Origin of the sequence: Hymenobacter sp. APR13 (genome assembly GCF_000737515.1) — a bacterium.
In the GTDB taxonomy this organism is placed as follows: domain Bacteria; phylum Bacteroidota; class Bacteroidia; order Cytophagales; family Hymenobacteraceae; genus Hymenobacter.
Window position 1 is genome coordinate 2,947,916 of record NZ_CP006587.1, and the last position, 16,358, is coordinate 2,964,273.

Below are 16,358 nucleotides of genomic sequence, written 5' to 3' on the forward strand. Positions count from 1 at the left end.
AAAAGCCCGCCCGCCGCTACCGTTTCCGCACCAGCAGCAGGCCGTCGCGCAGGGGCAGAAACACGTTTTCCACCCGCTCATCGGCCTGCACCTTGTCGTTGAAAGCCCGCACGGCGTGGGTGTCCTTGTCGGAGGGCTTCACCACGTAGGAATCCACCACCTTGCCGCCCCACAGCACGTTGTCGATGAGCAGGAAACCGCCGGGGCGCACCTGCGGCAGCACCAGCTCGTAGTAGGCGTCGTTGTTGATTTTGTCGGCGTCGATGAACACCAAATCCCAGGTTTCGGTTAGCGTCGGCACCACGTCGGCCGCCCGCCCGATGTGCAGGTGCAGCCGCTCAGTGAGGCCGGCCTCGGCCACGTAGCGCCGGATGCGGCTTTCCAGCTCGGGGTTGAATTCCACGGTGTGCAGCTCGCCATCGGGGGCCAGCCCCTCCGCCAGGCACAGGGCCGCGTAGCCCGTGAAGGTGCCCAGCTCCAGCACCCGCCGGGGCTGCACCATGTGGCTGATCATGCTCAACAGCCGGCCCTGGGCGTGCCCGCTCAGCATACGCGGCATCAGCGTCTGGACGTGGGTTTCGCGGTTAAGGCGCGCCAGCAACGGCGGCTCGGGTGTGGTGTGGTGGTCGGCGTAGCGGAAAAAGTCTTCGGAATTCATGCGGCAAAGGTAGAGCCGCCGGCGTTGGGCTACGGTGCCAGCGGTACCAACCTGAACAGCAACACTTGAAATCCGGCCGCGCCACGCGCAAACTCGTGGCTGATGAGGCGGTACAGGCCTTCGTAGCGGATTGCCTCCCGGCCTTCATGCGTCACGCGCTGGAATACCCGCACCGGCAGGCCGGTTTCCTGGCTGCGGCGCAGGGCCAGATTGCGGCCGGTCATTTCCTGATTGGTGGTCTGGCGTCCTGACTTCATGTCGCGGCCGCCGCTGCCGGAATAGATGATTTCGTCTTCCCCGAACAGGTCGTCTTCGTAAGCTCCGGCTAGCACAATAGAATCGGCGCCTTCCGCTTGGCTGCCACTTACGCCCGCCCGGCGCGGCCGGTGCAGCCCGCGCAAGCTCAACTCCAGCCGATTATCGAACAGGTCGCCGGGCCGGTACGTGCCGATGTGGCCGAATATGCGCATAGTGTGAGGGGAGGATGAGTGAGTGAAGGAGTGAACCCGTCATGCAGAGGCGCAGCCGAAGCATCTCGCCAAGATGGTGACTTTACCACACTGGCGAGATGCTTCGGCTGCGCCTATGCATGACGGGTTTATTTACTCCGGCACGTACTGCAGCACGCTCAGATTATCATCCGTGAGCACCTCGTTGGCCATTTCCAGCAGCTCGGAGGACGTAATGGCGCGTATCCGGTCGAAGATTTCGTTGATGGACTCCACGCGGCCCAGGTCGAGGGTGCTTTTGGCCAGCAGCTGCATCATGCCGCCGTTGCTTTCCTCGGCCATGGCCATCTGGCCCATCAGCTGCTCTTTGGTGGTGTGCAGCTGCGCCGTGCCCAGCGCCTGCTCGCGCAGCCGCTTCAGCTCCTTCTGCACCAGCGAAACGGTACGGTTCACCTGCTTCTTCTCGGTGCCGAAGTAGATGCCGAACAGGCCCGTGTCGGTGTAAGGCGAGTAGGTGGAGTCGATGGTGTAGACCAGGCCGTACTTCTCGCGCACCGCCAGATTGAGGCGGGAGTTCATGCCGGGGCCGCCCAGCAGGTTATTGAGCAGGAAAAACGGAATCCGGCGCGGGTCTTCGATGGCGTAGGCGGGCCCGCCAATAAGGCAGTGGGCCTGCGTGATGGGCTTGCGCTCCAGCTGGTTTACGCGCTGGTAGCCGCTGAACGGCGTGCGGGGCCGGGCGCCCAGCTGCGCCGGCAGCGGCGCCAGGTACTTGTCGGCCAGGCGCTTCACTTCCGAAAACGGCAGGTTGCTGACGGTGCTGAACACCAGCCGGTCGGTGCGCACGTTCTCTTTCAGAAACTGCTGGAAATCGGCCTGCTGGAAGCTGCTGACACTCTCGCGGGTGCCCAGGATGTTGTGGCCCAGCGCGTGCTTGGCGAATACCACGTCGTCGAAGTCGTCGATGATGGCGTCTTCGGGGGCGTCCTGGTACATGCTCATTTCCTCCAGAATCACGCCGCGCTCCTTCTCAATCTCCTTTTCCGGAAACACCGAGTTGAACGTCAGGTCGGTCAGCAACTCGAAGGCCCGCTCGAAGTGGGTGCTGAGCAGGGAGGCGTAGAAGCAGATTTTCTCCTTGGTGGTGTAGGCGTTCAGCTCGCCGCCCACGGTTTCGAGGCGGTTGAGGATGTGGAAGCTTTTGCGCTTCTCGGTGCCTTTGAAGGCCATATGCTCCCAGAAGTGCGCCAGGCCCTGCTGGGCCGGCTTCTCGTCGCGGGAGCCAATGTCGAGCAGAAAGCCCAGGTGCGCTATTTTGGTGTGTACTACTTGTTTATGCAAAACCCGGATGCCGTTCGGCAACTCGTACAGGTCGTAATCAGACATTGCGTAGGGGCTTGGGGTAGGGGGCGCCGGAACTGAAATAGTGTGCCCCGGCCCTGTATAACCACGCCAGAGCGTAGCTGGTTGCAAAGGTACGACAGGCAACAGGCAGGACCGCCATGCCAAGGGGACGCTGATGCATTTGGCGGGCTGACGTTCAGAATACCAGTACCACTCCAGCATCAGCACGCGAGATGCTTAGGCTGCGCCTCTGCATGACGTCCTTTTACCTCATCACCTCATCACCTCATCACCAGGAATCACCCTTTCCCCACCTGCTCCGCCTCAGCCAGGGCCCCTAACAGCTGCCGCGTCTCGATGCCGTAGGCACATTGGAAGTGGCCCAGCGGGCACTTGGCGTAGCCGTGCAGGCCACAGGGGCGGCAGTCCAGGTCGCCCTCAATTTCCACCACCCGCGAAAATGGGCTGAGCGGCCCGAACCCGAAAAACGGCACCGTGGAGCAATACACGGCGCAGGTAGGCGCGCCCACCGCCGAGCACAGATGCATGGGCGCCGAGTCGTTGACGTAGTTGAGCACGGCCCCACGCATGAGGGCCGCCGAGGCCAGCAAGCTCAGCTTTCCGGCCAGGTTCAGCGTTTTTTCGCGGCCGCTGGCGGCCAGCAGGGCCTCGCAGGCGGCCACGTCGGGCGGGCCGCCGAGCAGGTACACCGTGTAGTGCGCCGGCAGGGCCGCCAGCAGCTTCAGCCACTGCTCCTGCGGAAACTGCTTGGTAAACCACACCGACGTAGGCGCAATGCACAGATAAGGACCCACGGCCGCAAATGGGGCGGCGGCGGCTTCAGCGGCGGCGGTAGGGTAGAGGCGTGGGGCCGGAACGGGGCCATCATAGGCGGGGTCGAGCAGGTGCAGGTTGCGCGACACCTCGTGCACCCCGGCCCCGATGATGTGCGGCACGGCCCGCGTGAAGCCCCGGGCCAGCGGGTTCTTGTCGAAGCCGATGCGTTCCGGCGCGCCGGAGAAGGCCGTCAGGAAACCGGTGGAGGCAAAGCGCTGCAGCGTGATGACGCGGCCGTAGTTGCCTGCCCGAATCTGCTGCAGCAGGCGCCATAGGCCGCGGTACTTGTCCTGCTTCTTGTCCCAGACCAGCACCTGCCGCACGTGCGGATGGTGCTGCACCAGGCCCTCGTTGCCCTTGCGCACCAGAAAGTCTACGGGCGTGCCGGGCTCCGTGCGGTGCAGGTGCTCCAGCAGCGCCGTGGCCAGAATTACGTCGCCGATGAAGGCGGTTTGGATGAGCAGCAGGGGCCGGGGCAGGGCTTCGGGCATCAGGGCAGCAGGAGGCATGCGAGGAAAGTGGGTTGCAATGATACGCAACTGCCCGGTGGTCTGGATCTGAAAAGTCCTGGCCCGATGGCCCGAGCCAGCTCCCGGCATTCTCCTAACTTGCAGCCGGCGCGCCCCGGCCGCGTCCTTCTGTCTTTACCACCCAAGCCCCGCCCCATGCGCTACGGTTCCATTGCCCCCGAGCTGTTCATCGAAAACCGCCGCCGTTTCCGCGAGCTGCTGCCGCCGGCCTCGCTGGCCATCTTCCACTCCAACGACGTGATGCCGACCAACGCCGACGGCACCATGGCTTTCCGCCAGAACAACGACCTGTTCTACTTGGCCGGCGTCGATCAGGAGGAAAGCATCCTCGTTATTTTCCCCGATGCGGTGCTGCCGCAGTACCGCGAAATCCTGTTTCTGAAGGAAACCTCCGAGCACATTCTGGTGTGGGAAGGCTACAAGCTGACCAAGGAGCAGGCCCGCGAACAAACCGGCGTGCGCACCATCATGTGGCTCGACTCCTTTAAGAGTGTGCTACCGGCCCTCATGAACGAGGCCGAAAACGTGTACCTCAACTCCAACGAGCACATCCGGGCCACGGTGGAGGTGCAAACCCGCGACGCCCGCTTCATTAAGGAGTTGCGCGAGGCCTACCCGCTGCACCAGTACCGCCGCGCCGCCCGCCTGCTGCACCAGCTGCGCGCCATTAAGAGCCCCGAGGAAATCCGGCTGATGCAAAAGGCCGCCGACATCACCGGCGACGCCTTCCGCCGCCTGCTCGGCTTCGTGAAGCCCGGCGTGATGGAATATGAGATTGAAGCTGAAATCTTCCACGAATTTCTACGCCAGGGCTCGCGCGGGCCGGCTTACGGCAGCATCATCGCCTCGGGCGCCAACGCCTGCATCCTGCATTACGTCTCGAACGACCGGGAATGCAAGGATGGCGACGTCATGCTGCTCGACTTCGGGGCCGAGTACGCCAACTACGCCGCCGACCTCTCGCGCAGCATCCCCATCAACGGCACCTTCACCAAGCGCCAGCGCGACGTGTACGAAGCCGTGCTGCGGGTAATGAAGTTTGCCACCAGCCGTCTGGTGCCGGGCGGCAACATTGAAGAGTACCACGCCGCCGTGGGCCAGTTTATGGAGGAGCAGTTGATCGGGCTAGACCTGCTGAACGCCTCCGACGTGAAGAACCAGGACCCCGGCGCACCGCTCTACAAAAAGTACTTTATGCACGGCACCAGCCACTATCTCGGCCTTGACGTGCACGACGTGGGCTTCAAGTACCGCACCTTCGAGCCGGGCATGGTCTACACCTGCGAGCCGGGCATCTACATCCGCGAGGAAGGCCTCGGTATCCGCCTCGAAAACGACATTCTCATCACCAAAACCGGCAACGACGACCTGATGAAGAATATTCCGCTGGAGTTAGCCGATATCGAGCGCCTGATGGCCGCCGCCCGGTAGAAATCCTGGTGAACTCACTGCTTGCTGAAAAGCCGCCTGCTGAAATCAGGCGGCTTTTTTTTGCACTCAGGCAGGAAGTTGCACTGGCGGGCCGGTAGCCAAGCAGCAGCCGGTGGCCAAAACGGGGAGCGGTGGAAATCAGGCGGTAACCCGGCCGGGAGGCGTTCTGCTAACCCGGTATTGTGCAGTGCGCGGTACCAGCCAGGGCCGCGCATACAGCAACTTTCCGAGGCGGCTGTATGTATAGAACTCTATTCCTGAAGGGTGCCGGGCTATATAGCCGGGGCTTTTTCGGGGCGATTCTGTTCACCAAATGCTTTGGCTATGAGAAACTTCTTAACCCCCTCCCTGGCGTTGGGACTCACGCTGCTGGCAGCGGCTCCCCGGACGCAGGCCCAAACAGCCGACCGCAAAACGGCCATCAGCCTATATGGCAGCGCCTACCAGTATAAGGGCAATTTCGGCTCTAACTTCTGGAAGTGGTCTGACAACAATTACGGCCCCGGCATCACCTTCAGCCGCTACCTCACCCCCGGCCTCGACCTGGGCCTGAGCGGTGCCTATGTGGAGCTGAAGAGCACGCCTGAACAAAGCGCCGCCCGCTTCGGCTCCAATTTCAACACCAACGTGGTGAACGTGAATCTGGCCTTGAAGCTGAAGTTGAACAACGGCTGGGCGCTGAAAGAGGACGCCGTAATTCAGCCCTACCTGTTGGTGGCACCGGGCTGGGTTTTCACCAGCCGCGAAGGAACCTTCAATGGCAATGGTACCAGCACCAATTTGGCCGAAGACAAGAGCTATTTCGACGCCTTTGGGGCAGCCGGTATTAACTTCCGTCTTTCTGACGCCGTGGGCCTGTTCATCCAGACCGGCCAGCACATTCCGCTGAAGGCCAACATCGATGGTGACCCTATCCGCGACGACAACAGCATTGATGACCGCTACCTGCAGCATACCGCGGGCCTGACGGTGGCGCTGGGCAAAGCCAAGGATGAGGACATGGACGGCGTACCCGACCGCAAAGACAAATGCCCCGCTACCCCGTCGGGCGTAGCGGTGGACGCCAACGGCTGCCCGCTTGATGGCGACGGCGACGGCGTTCCGGATTATCAGGATAAGTGCCCCACCGAGAAAGGCACCGCCGCCCTTGAAGGCTGCCCCGACCGTGACAACGACGGCGTGCGCGACTCCGAAGACGACTGCCCCGACGAGGCCGGCACGGCCGCGCTGCGTGGTTGCCCCGATGCTGACGGCGACGGTGTAGCCGACAAAAATGACAAGTGCCCCGGCACGCCCGCCGGCACCCAGGTAGATGCCAACGGCTGCCCACTCGTACTTGATTCCGACAACGACGGGGTGAAGGACGATATGGATAAGTGCCCCAACACGCCTGCCGGTGCGCGGGTAGATGCCAATGGCTGCCCCATGACCATTGACCCAGCCGTGAAGGCCCTGGAGAAACCCGTCCGCTTCAATACTAATAGCACGGTTATCACCACGTCGTCGTACCCCACGCTGAACAAGATGGTGCAGGCCCTCAAAGACCACCCCGAGTACAGCCTGCGCGTTATCGGCCACGCCGATAGCCGTGGTACCGACGAGTACAACCAGGGCCTGTCGGAGCGTCGTGCCAACTCGGTGAAGCGCTACTTCACCGGCAAGCAGCTCGATCCGGCCCGCATCGTGACGGAAGGCCGCGGCGAAAGCCAGCCAGCCGCGCCAAACACGTCGTCGAAAAATATGAGCCAGAACCGTCGCGTAGAATTCAATTTTGAGTTCTTCGTGCCCGGCGCACCGCAGCCATAAGCGTTGCGTGCTACAGCCAGCCAAAGCGGCGGACCCTCTGGGTTCGCCGCTTTTCTGTTTTTGCGGCCTGCTATCAAGTCATGCAGCAATGCATAATAGACAAAGTATATATCAATAAAAGTCTGTCTAACAGCGGGTAAAATGGTTGGCTGCGAAATAGAATCTTGATTAAGCACAACCTTGGGGCAATGGTGAAAGTATAGGACGGTAAATTGCGGGCAACTAATAGGGCAATGCTCTATTGTCCTGTATTTCCACCACATTTTTCTCACCATGAAAAAACTCCTTACCACCAGCGCCGCGCTGGGTTTGTCGCTGTTGGCGGCGGCACCTAGCGTGTTTGCTCAAACCGCAGACCAGCGAACGGCTATCAGTCTGTCGGCCAACACGCTTCAGTATAAAGGCAACTTTGGCTCGCAGTACTGGAACAATGAAGACAACTGGAAGCTGGGCGGCGGCATTTCTTTCAGCCGCTACCTCACTTCCGGCGTCGACCTGGGCCTGCACCTTAACTATGGTAAGGTAAACTACGATGCCGTACAGGGCGCGCCGCAGTTCGGCAGCTTCTTCGAGGCCAACATCGTGAATGCCAACCTGGGCCTCAAGCTGAAGCTCAACAACGGCTGGGCGCTGAAGGAAACGGCGTTCATCCAGCCCTACCTGCTGATTGCTCCTGGTGCAGCGTTCATTAGCTCCGACGGCGTTATCAACCGCAACGGCACCACCCGCGCCTTCGACGGCAGCGACACGTATTTTGACGTGCACGGCGCCGCCGGTATCACGTTCCGCGTGAGCGAGTCGGTGGGCCTGTTTGTGCAGACCGGCCAGCATTTTCCGCTGAGCGCCAACATCGACATGGACCCAGTCCGCGACGATAACAGCTTCGACGACCGGTATCTGCAGCACTCCGCCGGCCTCACCATTGCCCTCGGCAAAAAGGCTGACGAAGACAACGATGGCGTTTCCGACCGCAAAGACAAGTGCCCCGGCACGCCAGCCGGCGTGGCAGTAGACGTCAACGGTTGCCCGCTTGACGGCGACGGCGACGGCGTTCCGGATTACCAGGACAAGTGCCCCACCGAAAAAGGCCTGGCGGCCCTCGAAGGCTGCCCCGACCGTGACGGTGACGGCGTGCGCGACTCGGAAGACAAGTGCCCCGATACCCCCGGCAAAGCCGAGCTGCAGGGCTGCCCCGACGCTGACGGCGACGGTGTAACTGATGCCAGCGATAAGTGCCCCAACACGCCAGCCGGCGTAGCAGTAGATGCTACCGGTTGCCCACTCGATAAAGACGGCGACGGTGTTCCAGATTACCAGGACCGCTGCCCGAACCGCCCCGGTCCGGCCTCCAACAAAGGCTGCCCAGAAATGAAGGTAGAAGAGAAGAAGAAGCTGCAGGAAGCCACGAAGTTCATCCAGTTTGACTTCGATAAGGCTACGCTGAAGCCTATTTCTTTCCCAACGCTCAACGGTCTGGTGCAGATCCTCAACGACTACCCAGACTATAGCCTCGGTATCTCGGCCCACGCCGACAACAAAGGCGACGACGCTTACAACCTGCGTCTGTCGGATGAGCGTGCTGCTTCGGCCCGCACGTACATGCTGAGCAAAGGCATTGCTGCTGACCGTATCGTGTCGCATGGCTACGGCGAAACCAAGCCGATTGCCGACAACGCTACCGAAGCCGGCCGTGCCATCAACCGCCGCGTAGAGTTCGACGTGTACCTGCCCGGTGACCCGAACCCAGCTGAAACCAAGTACGGTGTAGCTCCGGAAATTCCGGCCGCCGCTCCGAAAGCAGCTCCCAAGGCTCCGGTGAAAAAGGCTCCGGCCCGTAAGCCAGCGCCGCGCCGCAAGTAATCGGCCGGCTCATACCCCAACCAACTGCCAAAAGCGGCCAGCTCCCTGAGCTGGCCGCTTTTTTTGTGCGTATCCGTAACCAACCTCCGGCCGCAGGCAGGGCGAGTTGATTGCCAATGGAGCTGATTTGCGTTGGCACTATCTGGTGCACCAATCTGAAAGACGCTGTAAATAGTAAATAACCTCAGCTGCGGAGAGGCCGCGTATCGGCGGCAGGTGTCACTGCCTGCCGAAGACCTGCAAGCCACGCAGCGGCGACACATTCGCCTACAAACCTGGCGCCGCTACGCGGCTTGTTTTGGGTGTTATCCAAGCTGCTCCATGCCTAAGCCGTTACGCGGCTCCTCTGCGGCTTCGGTTAGCCAGGAGATTCCCTTGCTGGCGGGAGTCGGTATAGTGACTCGGGAACCTGCACCGCCGCAAATGCCGCAGACTGAAGAGGCGGTTGGCGCCTGCGCAAAGCCAAAAAAAAGGCTGCCTCGTGAGAAGCAGCCTTTTCAGGAATACGGGCAGTCAGATCTTACTTGCTCATGTCGGCCACGTTAGGCAGAATCTTGAGCAGCTGGTCGAGTTGCTCACGTGTGAAGTTGCCGCCGATGGACATCAGCAGAAACGAGTCGGGCGCGCCTGAAACGCTGCTGGTGGTAACCAGTTCCGTCACCCGGTCGCCTTGCATGCGGGTGGCGTAGCGCATGTTGCCGCCAGTGGTGGTGAGGGGCGTATACCGCTCGTTGGCCAGCAGGCCGTTCACTTCCTGCACCAGCCCATCGGCTACCAGTTTCTGTGCGCTGTTGCTGGTGGGGGCGAAGGTGAGCACCTTAAAGCTGCGTACCGACGAAAGCGCCTGCGTCAGGTCGGAGCCGCCGCCAAGGCTGCCCAAGCGGCCCAGCAGCAGCCGAGTAGTGAGGCCCGCCGACCAGTCGGTGGCCTTGAAGCCGGAGCGGTTTTCGTACTTGTTGAAGAATTCGGCTACCGTGCGGGCCGGACGCTCGGGCCCGGCGGCGCGGCAGCCTGCCAGCATCAGTAAGGCCACCAGCGGCAGCCACAGAAATGCGCGTTTGTTCATAAAAAAGGAGAGAAAGTGAGAGAAAGATGAACGCAAGATGCAGGTTTCAACTGAGCCGCTGCCAACCGATTCGCCAGCGGAAAGCAAGCATTTTCACAATCAGTAGCTTACGGGTCAACTACCCTGCCAGCGTACCTGCTGCGTCTTAAACGACGATTCCAGCCCTACGGCTGGACCTTTCTCCACTATTATCTTCTATCGCCGATGCAATATGGCTATCCGGCATTCTTGGCCCAGCGCTTACTCGAAGCTGATGGTATTCAGAAAGAATACGTCCCGGTCGGGGCCGCGCTCGGCGCGTACGTGCTGGAAGCCGTAGGCCAGCAGCCGGTTGCCGTACCAGGTTACTAGGCCTTCCTGTGTGGTATTGGTGGCCTTTTCGCGGGCAGAAGGCAGGGCCGAGGTAGTCAGGTTGACGCTCAGGTCGTTGGGGGAAGGCGAGGCCCGGTCAATCACCTTATAGTACAGCTTGTCGTTCTGCAGGTAGGAGGCGGCCAGGCGGCCATCGGGGAGCTGACGCAGGCGTACGGTTTCGGTGAGCGTGCGCAGCTCCACATTTTTCATCACCAGCGTATTATCCCAGAGCAAATTGCCGCGCTTATCAAAGCCGCAAATCAGGGCGTGCGTGATGCGGTAGCCGTCGAAGTTGCGGTTGCCGTTGGCCCAACTGGCCCGGTCGTAGGCCGAGTAGTAGGGGTTGTACACCAGGCTCGGGCCGTAGGAGTTGTAGCGGTAATGCGGGAAATACACTTCGGCCACCATCACGTAGCCATCCTCGAATGGCACCAGGTCGTGCATGAGGGTGCGGTATCGCAGGCGCAGCACCCGGTCGGCGGCGCGCATTTTTTCGCTTTTCTGCCGCAGCCGGCTGGCCCGGTTGGGGCTCATGAAGTCGAAGAAGTGCTTGAGGTTGGCAAAGTCATAGAACCGCAGTGAGCGGCGCGAGCCCGACGGCGTGACGCCTGCCGTAAGGTCGGCCGCGAACAGGCCCTGCGAGTAGCGCGGGTCGCGCAGGGTGTAGGTGCCGGCTAGCAGGCGGCCCTCAGCCGAGTCGGTGGCCGGGCTGATTTGGGCCGAAATCAGGCCCCGCTCGCTCTCGGCCTGCACAAACTCCGAGGTAAGTAGCGTGCCGCCCGCCGACAGGTGCTTGAGCTGCAGCCGGTTTTTGAAGCCGTTACTCTGGCTAAGCACAAACTCGGCCCGCTGCGCCGCCGAATCAGCCAGAAACGACAGCTGGGCCGGCAGCGGCTCGTACACCGAGGGCAGAAACTGGTGCTTGCCCGTGGCCAGGTCCAGCAGCAGAATGGTGAGGTGATTATCCACCAGTACCGTCACGAAGAGGTTGCCGGCCAATGCTTTCAGGTCGTAGACGTCGCGCGTGAGCTTGGTGTCGAACTGCACGGTGCGCACTTGGCCGGTGCTGCCATCCACGGCCGCCACCATCAGGCGGTGCTCCACATAACCCGACTGAAACAGCGCGTAGGCCATAGCGCCTTCGGCACAGAACCGCTGAAACTGAAACTCGCCTGCCAGATCCACCTTGCTGTTCCAGCCGGGCTGCAGGCGGTGGTCGTACTTCTGGAGCGTGTAGGTGTCGTTGCGGATGCCGGGCTCGTCCTGCTTTACCAGCAGCAGCACACTGCTGTCCTGCAGCATGGGCTGCACTTCCACCTCGGCAGAATATTCCTGCAAATCCAGCTCCAGGCGGCCGTTTTGGGCGGGTGTGTAGGGCGCCGGCGGAGCCGGCTGCGCCCCGGCGGAGCCGGCCGCAACCAACCAGATACTGAGCAGAAACGGGAAGAGGTGCTTCATGGCCGGGGCTGGCTGCCTGAGCGGAGCCGGAGAGTAGGGAAGATACGCGACAGACGCCGCAAAGTCATGCCCGACCCCGCAAAAATGCGGCCGGACCCCGGTATCAGGCCCCCAGCTCCAGAATCGTGTCGAATTCGGCGGCCTTGAGCGGCATCACCGACAGGCGCGACTGGCGCAGCAGCCCGATCTGGCTGAGGCGCTCCTCCTGCTTGATGCGGGCCAACGACACCGGGCGGGCCAGCGGCTGCTGCGGCTGCAGGTGCACGGCCACCCAGGGGCTGCCGGCTTCGGCGGTGGCGTCGGGGGCGGCGGCGGCGGTTACCTGGGCTACGCCTACCACCTGCTTGTCGCTCACGCTGTGGTAGTAGAGCACCAGGTCGCCGGGCTGCATCTGCTGCAGGAAGTTGCGGGCCTGGTAGTTGCGCACGCCGGTCCAGTCGGTGCCGCCGTCGCGCACAAACGTGTCCCAGGAGTAGGCTTCGGGTTCCGATTTTACGAGCCAGTAGTTCAAATTGCAGGAAAAGAAAAAAGGTGAGGTTGCTGTTTCGGGCCGCAAGTTGGGCAGCCGCAACAGGAATCTCACCTTTTTTTATCCGGTTGTTTTGCCGGGTCCGGTAGCCAGCGCAGCTAGTTTTCCCGGGCGCGCAGCGTTTCGGCGTCCAGCAGCTCCAGCGTGAGCAGGAAGGCCGGCTGGCCGTTGCGGAGGCTGATGCGGTACTTGCCCGGGCCTTCGGATTTCCAGGTGCCGGGCACGTCCAGCGCGGCATCGTCGGGGCCCTGGGTGTGGCGCACAAACGAGCCGTCGGTTTCCAGGCGGAAGCCGTCGATGCCCATGCCGCCCTTCGGCTCGAAGGTGCCCGCAAGCTTGTAGGTCAGCAAACCTTTTTCTTCGGGCAGGTGGGCATAAAACCAGTCTTTGCCGGCAATACCGGCCGGCACCCCGGCATCGGCGCGGTCCTGGCAGCCGCCCAGAACCAGCAGCAGCAGCAAAACGAGTGGGGCAAACAACAAACGGCGCATAGGGAGAGAAAGTAAGTGGAAGGGAGAGATACGGAACGCAGTGGGGCAGGGGGCCAGAATCGTGCCGGAGGGCTATTTTTCCAGCCGCCGCACCTTCAGCACGTCGTTTTCCAGCGACACGATTTCCAGCCGGTAGTCGGGGTCTTTCTTGTCGTCGAGGGAGATGAGCAGGGTCTGGGCGTTTTCGGCTTTCCAGGTGCCTTTGCGGCCTTCCAGCCCGTCGGTGGGGGCAATGTCGAACTGCGTGAACAGGCCGTTTTGCTCGAAGGCAAAGCCCGTACGGCCGCGCGAGGGCGGAAAGGCGTAGGTGTTGGGCCGGTACACGCGCACGTCGCCCTGGTCTTCTTCGTGGGCGTGCAGCCAGGTGTGCTCCAGCTTGCGGAGCGGCGACGAGGCCGAGGTGCCGGGCTGGCAGGTGGCGGCCAGCAGCAAAACGCTCAGCGCGGCCAGAACAGTGAACAGACGCATAAAAGGCAGAGGGGTTAGAGGTGATGGAGGCAGGACAGGCGCCGTGGCAGGTGTATACGGCGCCGCCTCACAACGAATGTAAAGAAATCGGGCGGCCACGGGGCGGCATACCGTAAACTACCCCGCACAAACTACCTTTGTTTGCTATGGATAACCGCGCCCTGATTCGTGCTTTTCGCCTGACCGCCCAGCTCATGGAGCTGCACGAGGAAAATCCGTTCAAGATCCGGGCCTACGAAGGCACCGCCAATGCCCTGGAGCAGCTGACGGTGCCCGTGGCCGACCTCGACCGCACGGGCCTGCCCGACCGCACCGGCCTGAGCAAAACCGCCGCCGCCAAAGTGGCCGAAATGCTCGATACCGGCTCGTTTGAGGAACTGACCCGCCTGCTGGCCGCCACCCCGCCCGGCGTGGTAGAGCTGCTGAAGATTAAAGGCATCGGGCCCAAGAAAATCCGCAGCCTGTGGAAGGAGCTGGGCATTGAAGGCGCCGAGCAGCTGCGTGAAGCTGCCCAGAACGACGAGGTGAGCAAGCTCAAGGGCTTCGGCCAGAAAACCCAGCAGGGCATCCTCGAAGCCCTCGACTTCACCGACCAGAGCCGCGGCAAGCTGCTCTACCCGCAGGCCGAAGAGCTGGCCCACGACCTGCTGACCCGCCTGCAGGCCACCGCCGGCATAGCCGAAGCCGCCGTGGCCGGCGAGGTGCGCCGCCGCCTCGAAACCGTGGAAACCGTGGGGCTGGTGGCTGCCACCGCTGATCCGGCCGCCGCCCACACCACCCTCAATTCCCTGGACGGCCTCACGCCAGACCCGCGCCGCAGCGGCCCGTTTGCCTGGCGCGGCACGGCCACGGCCTCGGGCGTGAAGGTGGAAGTGCTGCTGGTGGCGCCGGCTGCCTTCACCAACCAGCTGCTGCTGAGCACCGCCGCCGAAAACCATCTGGCCGAAGCGCTGCACGAAACCCCGCAGCCCGGCCAGCCCGCCACGCTGCGCCAGTGGCTGAAGCGCGAGCAGTTCGCCACCGAACCCGCTCTTTACGAGCGCGCCGGCCTGCAGTACGTGGAGCCCGAGCTGCGCGAAGGCCTCGGCGAGCTGGCCCTGGCCCGCGAAAACAAGCTGCCCACGCTGCTCGAAGACGCCGACCTGCGCGGCTCGCTGCACAACCACAGCACCTACTCCGACGGCAGCCACAGCCTCCGCGAGATGGCCACTTTCCTGCAGGGCCAGGGCTACGAGTACCTCGGCATCTGCGACCATTCGCAGGCGGCGCACTACGCCAACGGCCTGCCGCCGGAGCGCGTGCGCCAGCAGCACCGCGAAATCGACGAGCTCAACCAGGAGCTGGCGCCGTTCCGCATCTTCAAGGGCATCGAGTCGGATATTCTGTCGGATGGCTCTTTAGACTACCCGCCCACGGTGCTGGAAACCTTTGATTTCATCGTGGCTTCGGTGCACTCCAACCTGAAGATGGACGAGCGCAAGGCCACCACGCGGGTGCTGCGGGCCATCGAAAACCCGTATACCACCATGCTGGGCCACCCCACGGGCCGGCTGCTGCTGCGCCGCGAAGGCTACCCGCTCGACCACAAAGCCGTCATCGACGCCTGCGCCAAGCACAACGTCATCATCGAAATCAACGCCAACCCCTACCGCCTCGACCTGGACTGGCGCTGGGTGCGCTACGCGCTGGACCAGGGCGTGCAACTCAGCATCAACCCCGACGCGCACCATACCAACGGCTACGCCGACATGCGCTACGGCGTGTTCATGGGCCGCAAAGGTGGCCTGACCAAGGACATGACCTTCAATGCCAAGTCGGCGGCGGAAGTGGCCGAGTACTTCGCCAAGCGCAAAGCCGGCATCAAGCCCCCGCTGGAGTTCAAGGATTCGTTGTTTGGGTGAGAAAGTGATGAGGGGATGAGGTAAAAGGTGATGAGGTGAAAAAAACGTCATGCCTTATTACCTCATCACCTTTTACTTCATCACCTCATTACTCTCCCATGAAAATCCTGATTCTGCGCTTTTCTTCCATCGGCGATATTGTGCTGACTACACCCGTTATCCGGGCCGTGAAGCAGCAGGTGCCGGGGGCCGTGGTGCACTTCTGCACCAAGCCCGGCTACCGCGGCATCGTGGCCAATAACCCCTACGTGGACAAGGTGCACTGCCTCACCGGCTCGCTCGCGGAGCTGGTGGCGGAGCTGAAAGCCGAACGGTTTGATTTTGTGGTAGACCTGCACCACAACCTGCGCACCACGCTGCTCAAAACCCGGCTGGGCGTGCGCTCGGCCAGCTTCGACAAGCTGAACTGGCGCAAGTGGCTGCTCGTGAACCTGAAGCTGCACACTATGCCGCGCGTGCACATCGTGGACCGCTACCTAGCCGCCGCGGCCTCGCTCGGCGTGAAGAACGACGGCCGGGGGCTGGACTATTTCATCCCGGAAGCCGACGAAGTGGACATAGCGCAGGCGCTGCCGCCGGTGTTCGGGCGCGGCTACGTGGCGTTTGCCATCGGGGCGCAGCACGCCACCAAGCGGCTGCCCGTGGAGCGCATCATCGAACTGTGTGGCCTGCTGCGCCGCCCGGTGGTGCTACTCGGCGGCCCCGAAGACGAAACCACCGGCCACGTGGTAGAGCTGGCCTTCGACGCGGGCGCCGCCGTTTCGCCCGCGCCCGCGCCGCTCATCCCCGACAGCCCGTACTACTTCCCCAAACAACGAAACACAGAGAATCAACAACGAACAACGATTTACAACGCCTGCGGCAAGTTCAGCCTCAACCAGTCGGCCTCGCTGGTGCGGCAGGCCAGCCTGGTGGTCAGCCACGATACTGGCTTGATGCACATTGCGGCGGCTTTCCGTAAGGAGATTTTTAGCGTGTGGGGCAACACCGTGCCCGAGTTCGGCATGTATCCCTACCGCACCGAATTCCGGGTGCTGGAAGTGCCCAATCTGAGCTGCCGGCCCTGCTCGAAGATCGGCTACGAAAAGTGCCCCCAAGGCCACTTTCGCTGCATGCGCGACATCCAGTTCAACCTGGAGCTGCCACCAACGCAGGATGGGCGCTAACGGGAAAGCC

Annotated in this window: 14 protein-coding genes; 5 read left to right on the plus strand and 9 right to left on the minus strand. The window is 62.3% G+C overall.

Annotated elements, in window-relative coordinates:
• Positions 1 to 16 precede the first annotated feature (16 nt).
• The 4 genes from N008_RS12400 to N008_RS12415 all read right to left on the minus strand — a co-directional run bounded on the left by N008_RS12400 (position 17) and on the right by N008_RS12415 (position 3,797).
• Complete coding sequence (locus N008_RS12400; protein ID WP_044016398.1) at positions 17 to 658, minus strand: O-methyltransferase; 642 nt, start codon at positions 656 to 658, stop codon at positions 17 to 19.
• A 29-nt stretch (positions 659 to 687) separates the two neighbouring features.
• Positions 688 to 1,128, minus strand: a complete 441-nt coding sequence (locus tag N008_RS12405; RefSeq protein ID WP_044016400.1) for a YDG/SRA domain-containing protein — start codon at positions 1,126 to 1,128, stop codon at positions 688 to 690.
• Between the two features lie 132 nt (positions 1,129 to 1,260).
• A complete protein-coding gene (locus N008_RS12410) occupies positions 1,261 to 2,493 on the minus strand; it encodes a M16 family metallopeptidase (protein ID WP_044016402.1) in 1,233 nt (410 codons plus the stop codon).
• Between the two features lie 257 nt (positions 2,494 to 2,750).
• Positions 2,751 to 3,797 carry a glycosyltransferase family 9 protein gene (locus N008_RS12415; RefSeq protein WP_231569702.1) on the minus strand — a complete coding sequence of 349 codons (1,047 nt, stop codon included), beginning with the start codon at positions 3,795 to 3,797 and terminating at the stop codon, positions 2,751 to 2,753.
• A gap of 156 nt (positions 3,798 to 3,953) precedes the next feature.
• Here N008_RS12415 and N008_RS12420 point away from each other — a divergent pair, with 156 nt between their 5' ends.
• The 3 genes from N008_RS12420 (at position 3,954) to N008_RS24150 (ending at position 8,915) form a co-directional block, all read left to right on the plus strand.
• On the plus strand, positions 3,954 to 5,249 hold the full coding sequence (locus N008_RS12420) for an aminopeptidase P N-terminal domain-containing protein (RefSeq protein WP_044016406.1): 1,296 nt from the start codon (positions 3,954 to 3,956) through the stop codon (positions 5,247 to 5,249).
• Positions 5,250 to 5,573: 324 nt separating this feature from the next.
• Positions 5,574 to 7,055, plus strand: a complete 1,482-nt coding sequence (locus N008_RS24145) for an OmpA family protein (RefSeq protein ID WP_081910777.1) — start codon at positions 5,574 to 5,576, stop codon at positions 7,053 to 7,055.
• Positions 7,056 to 7,328: 273 nt separating this feature from the next.
• Entirely contained in the window at positions 7,329 to 8,915 is a 1,587-nt protein-coding gene (locus N008_RS24150; protein ID WP_052381492.1) for an OmpA family protein, read from the plus strand.
• A 520-nt stretch (positions 8,916 to 9,435) separates the two neighbouring features.
• Here the strand turns inward: N008_RS24150 and N008_RS12435 are convergent.
• The 5 genes from N008_RS12435 to N008_RS12455 form a co-directional block, all read right to left on the minus strand.
• Positions 9,436 to 9,981, minus strand: coding sequence for a DUF4252 domain-containing protein (locus tag N008_RS12435; protein ID WP_044016408.1), 546 nt, complete (start codon positions 9,979 to 9,981; stop codon positions 9,436 to 9,438).
• A 240-nt stretch (positions 9,982 to 10,221) separates the two neighbouring features.
• Complete coding sequence (locus N008_RS12440) at positions 10,222 to 11,793, minus strand: hypothetical protein (RefSeq protein WP_044016410.1); 1,572 nt, start codon at positions 11,791 to 11,793, stop codon at positions 10,222 to 10,224.
• 103 nt (positions 11,794 to 11,896) lie between these two features.
• On the minus strand, positions 11,897 to 12,304 hold the full coding sequence (locus tag N008_RS12445) for an EVE domain-containing protein (RefSeq protein ID WP_044016412.1): 408 nt from the start codon (positions 12,302 to 12,304) through the stop codon (positions 11,897 to 11,899).
• 116 nt (positions 12,305 to 12,420) lie between these two features.
• Positions 12,421 to 12,813 carry a hypothetical protein gene (locus N008_RS12450; RefSeq protein ID WP_156109286.1) on the minus strand — a complete coding sequence of 131 codons (393 nt, stop codon included), beginning with the start codon at positions 12,811 to 12,813 and terminating at the stop codon, positions 12,421 to 12,423.
• 72 nt (positions 12,814 to 12,885) lie between these two features.
• Positions 12,886 to 13,281 (minus strand): hypothetical protein, encoded by a 396-nt coding sequence (locus N008_RS12455; protein ID WP_044016415.1) that lies wholly within the window; start codon positions 13,279 to 13,281, stop codon positions 12,886 to 12,888.
• Between the two features lie 146 nt (positions 13,282 to 13,427).
• Here N008_RS12455 and N008_RS12460 point away from each other — a divergent pair, with 146 nt between their 5' ends.
• Together N008_RS12460 and N008_RS12465 are read left to right on the plus strand one after the other, a co-directional pair.
• Complete coding sequence (locus N008_RS12460; protein ID WP_044016417.1) at positions 13,428 to 15,182, plus strand: helix-hairpin-helix domain-containing protein; 1,755 nt, start codon at positions 13,428 to 13,430, stop codon at positions 15,180 to 15,182.
• Positions 15,183 to 15,280: 98 nt separating this feature from the next.
• On the plus strand, positions 15,281 to 16,348 hold the full coding sequence (locus tag N008_RS12465) for a glycosyltransferase family 9 protein (protein ID WP_044016419.1): 1,068 nt from the start codon (positions 15,281 to 15,283) through the stop codon (positions 16,346 to 16,348).
• Positions 16,349 to 16,358: the final 10 nt, after the last annotated feature.

Coding starts and splice junctions, on each gene's coding strand:
- N008_RS12410 (WP_044016402.1), bottom strand. CDS start 2,493: ATGTCTGATTACGACCTGTACGAGTTGCCGAACGGCATCCGGGTTTTG.
- N008_RS24145 (WP_081910777.1), top strand. CDS start 5,574: ATGAGAAACTTCTTAACCCCCTCCCTGGCGTTGGGACTCACGCTGCTG.
- N008_RS12420 (WP_044016406.1), top strand. CDS start 3,954: ATGCGCTACGGTTCCATTGCCCCCGAGCTGTTCATCGAAAACCGCCGC.
- N008_RS12415 (WP_231569702.1), bottom strand. CDS start 3,797: ATGCCTCCTGCTGCCCTGATGCCCGAAGCCCTGCCCCGGCCCCTGCTG.
- N008_RS24150 (WP_052381492.1), top strand. CDS start 7,329: ATGAAAAAACTCCTTACCACCAGCGCCGCGCTGGGTTTGTCGCTGTTG.
- N008_RS12460 (WP_044016417.1), top strand. CDS start 13,428: ATGGATAACCGCGCCCTGATTCGTGCTTTTCGCCTGACCGCCCAGCTC.
- N008_RS12440 (WP_044016410.1), bottom strand. CDS start 11,793: ATGAAGCACCTCTTCCCGTTTCTGCTCAGTATCTGGTTGGTTGCGGCC.
- N008_RS12405 (WP_044016400.1), bottom strand. CDS start 1,128: ATGCGCATATTCGGCCACATCGGCACGTACCGGCCCGGCGACCTGTTC.
- N008_RS12450 (WP_156109286.1), bottom strand. CDS start 12,813: ATGCGCCGTTTGTTGTTTGCCCCACTCGTTTTGCTGCTGCTGCTGGTT.
- N008_RS12455 (WP_044016415.1), bottom strand. CDS start 13,281: ATGCGTCTGTTCACTGTTCTGGCCGCGCTGAGCGTTTTGCTGCTGGCC.
- N008_RS12400 (WP_044016398.1), bottom strand. CDS start 658: ATGAATTCCGAAGACTTTTTCCGCTACGCCGACCACCACACCACACCC.
- N008_RS12435 (WP_044016408.1), bottom strand. CDS start 9,981: ATGAACAAACGCGCATTTCTGTGGCTGCCGCTGGTGGCCTTACTGATG.
- N008_RS12465 (WP_044016419.1), top strand. CDS start 15,281: ATGAAAATCCTGATTCTGCGCTTTTCTTCCATCGGCGATATTGTGCTG.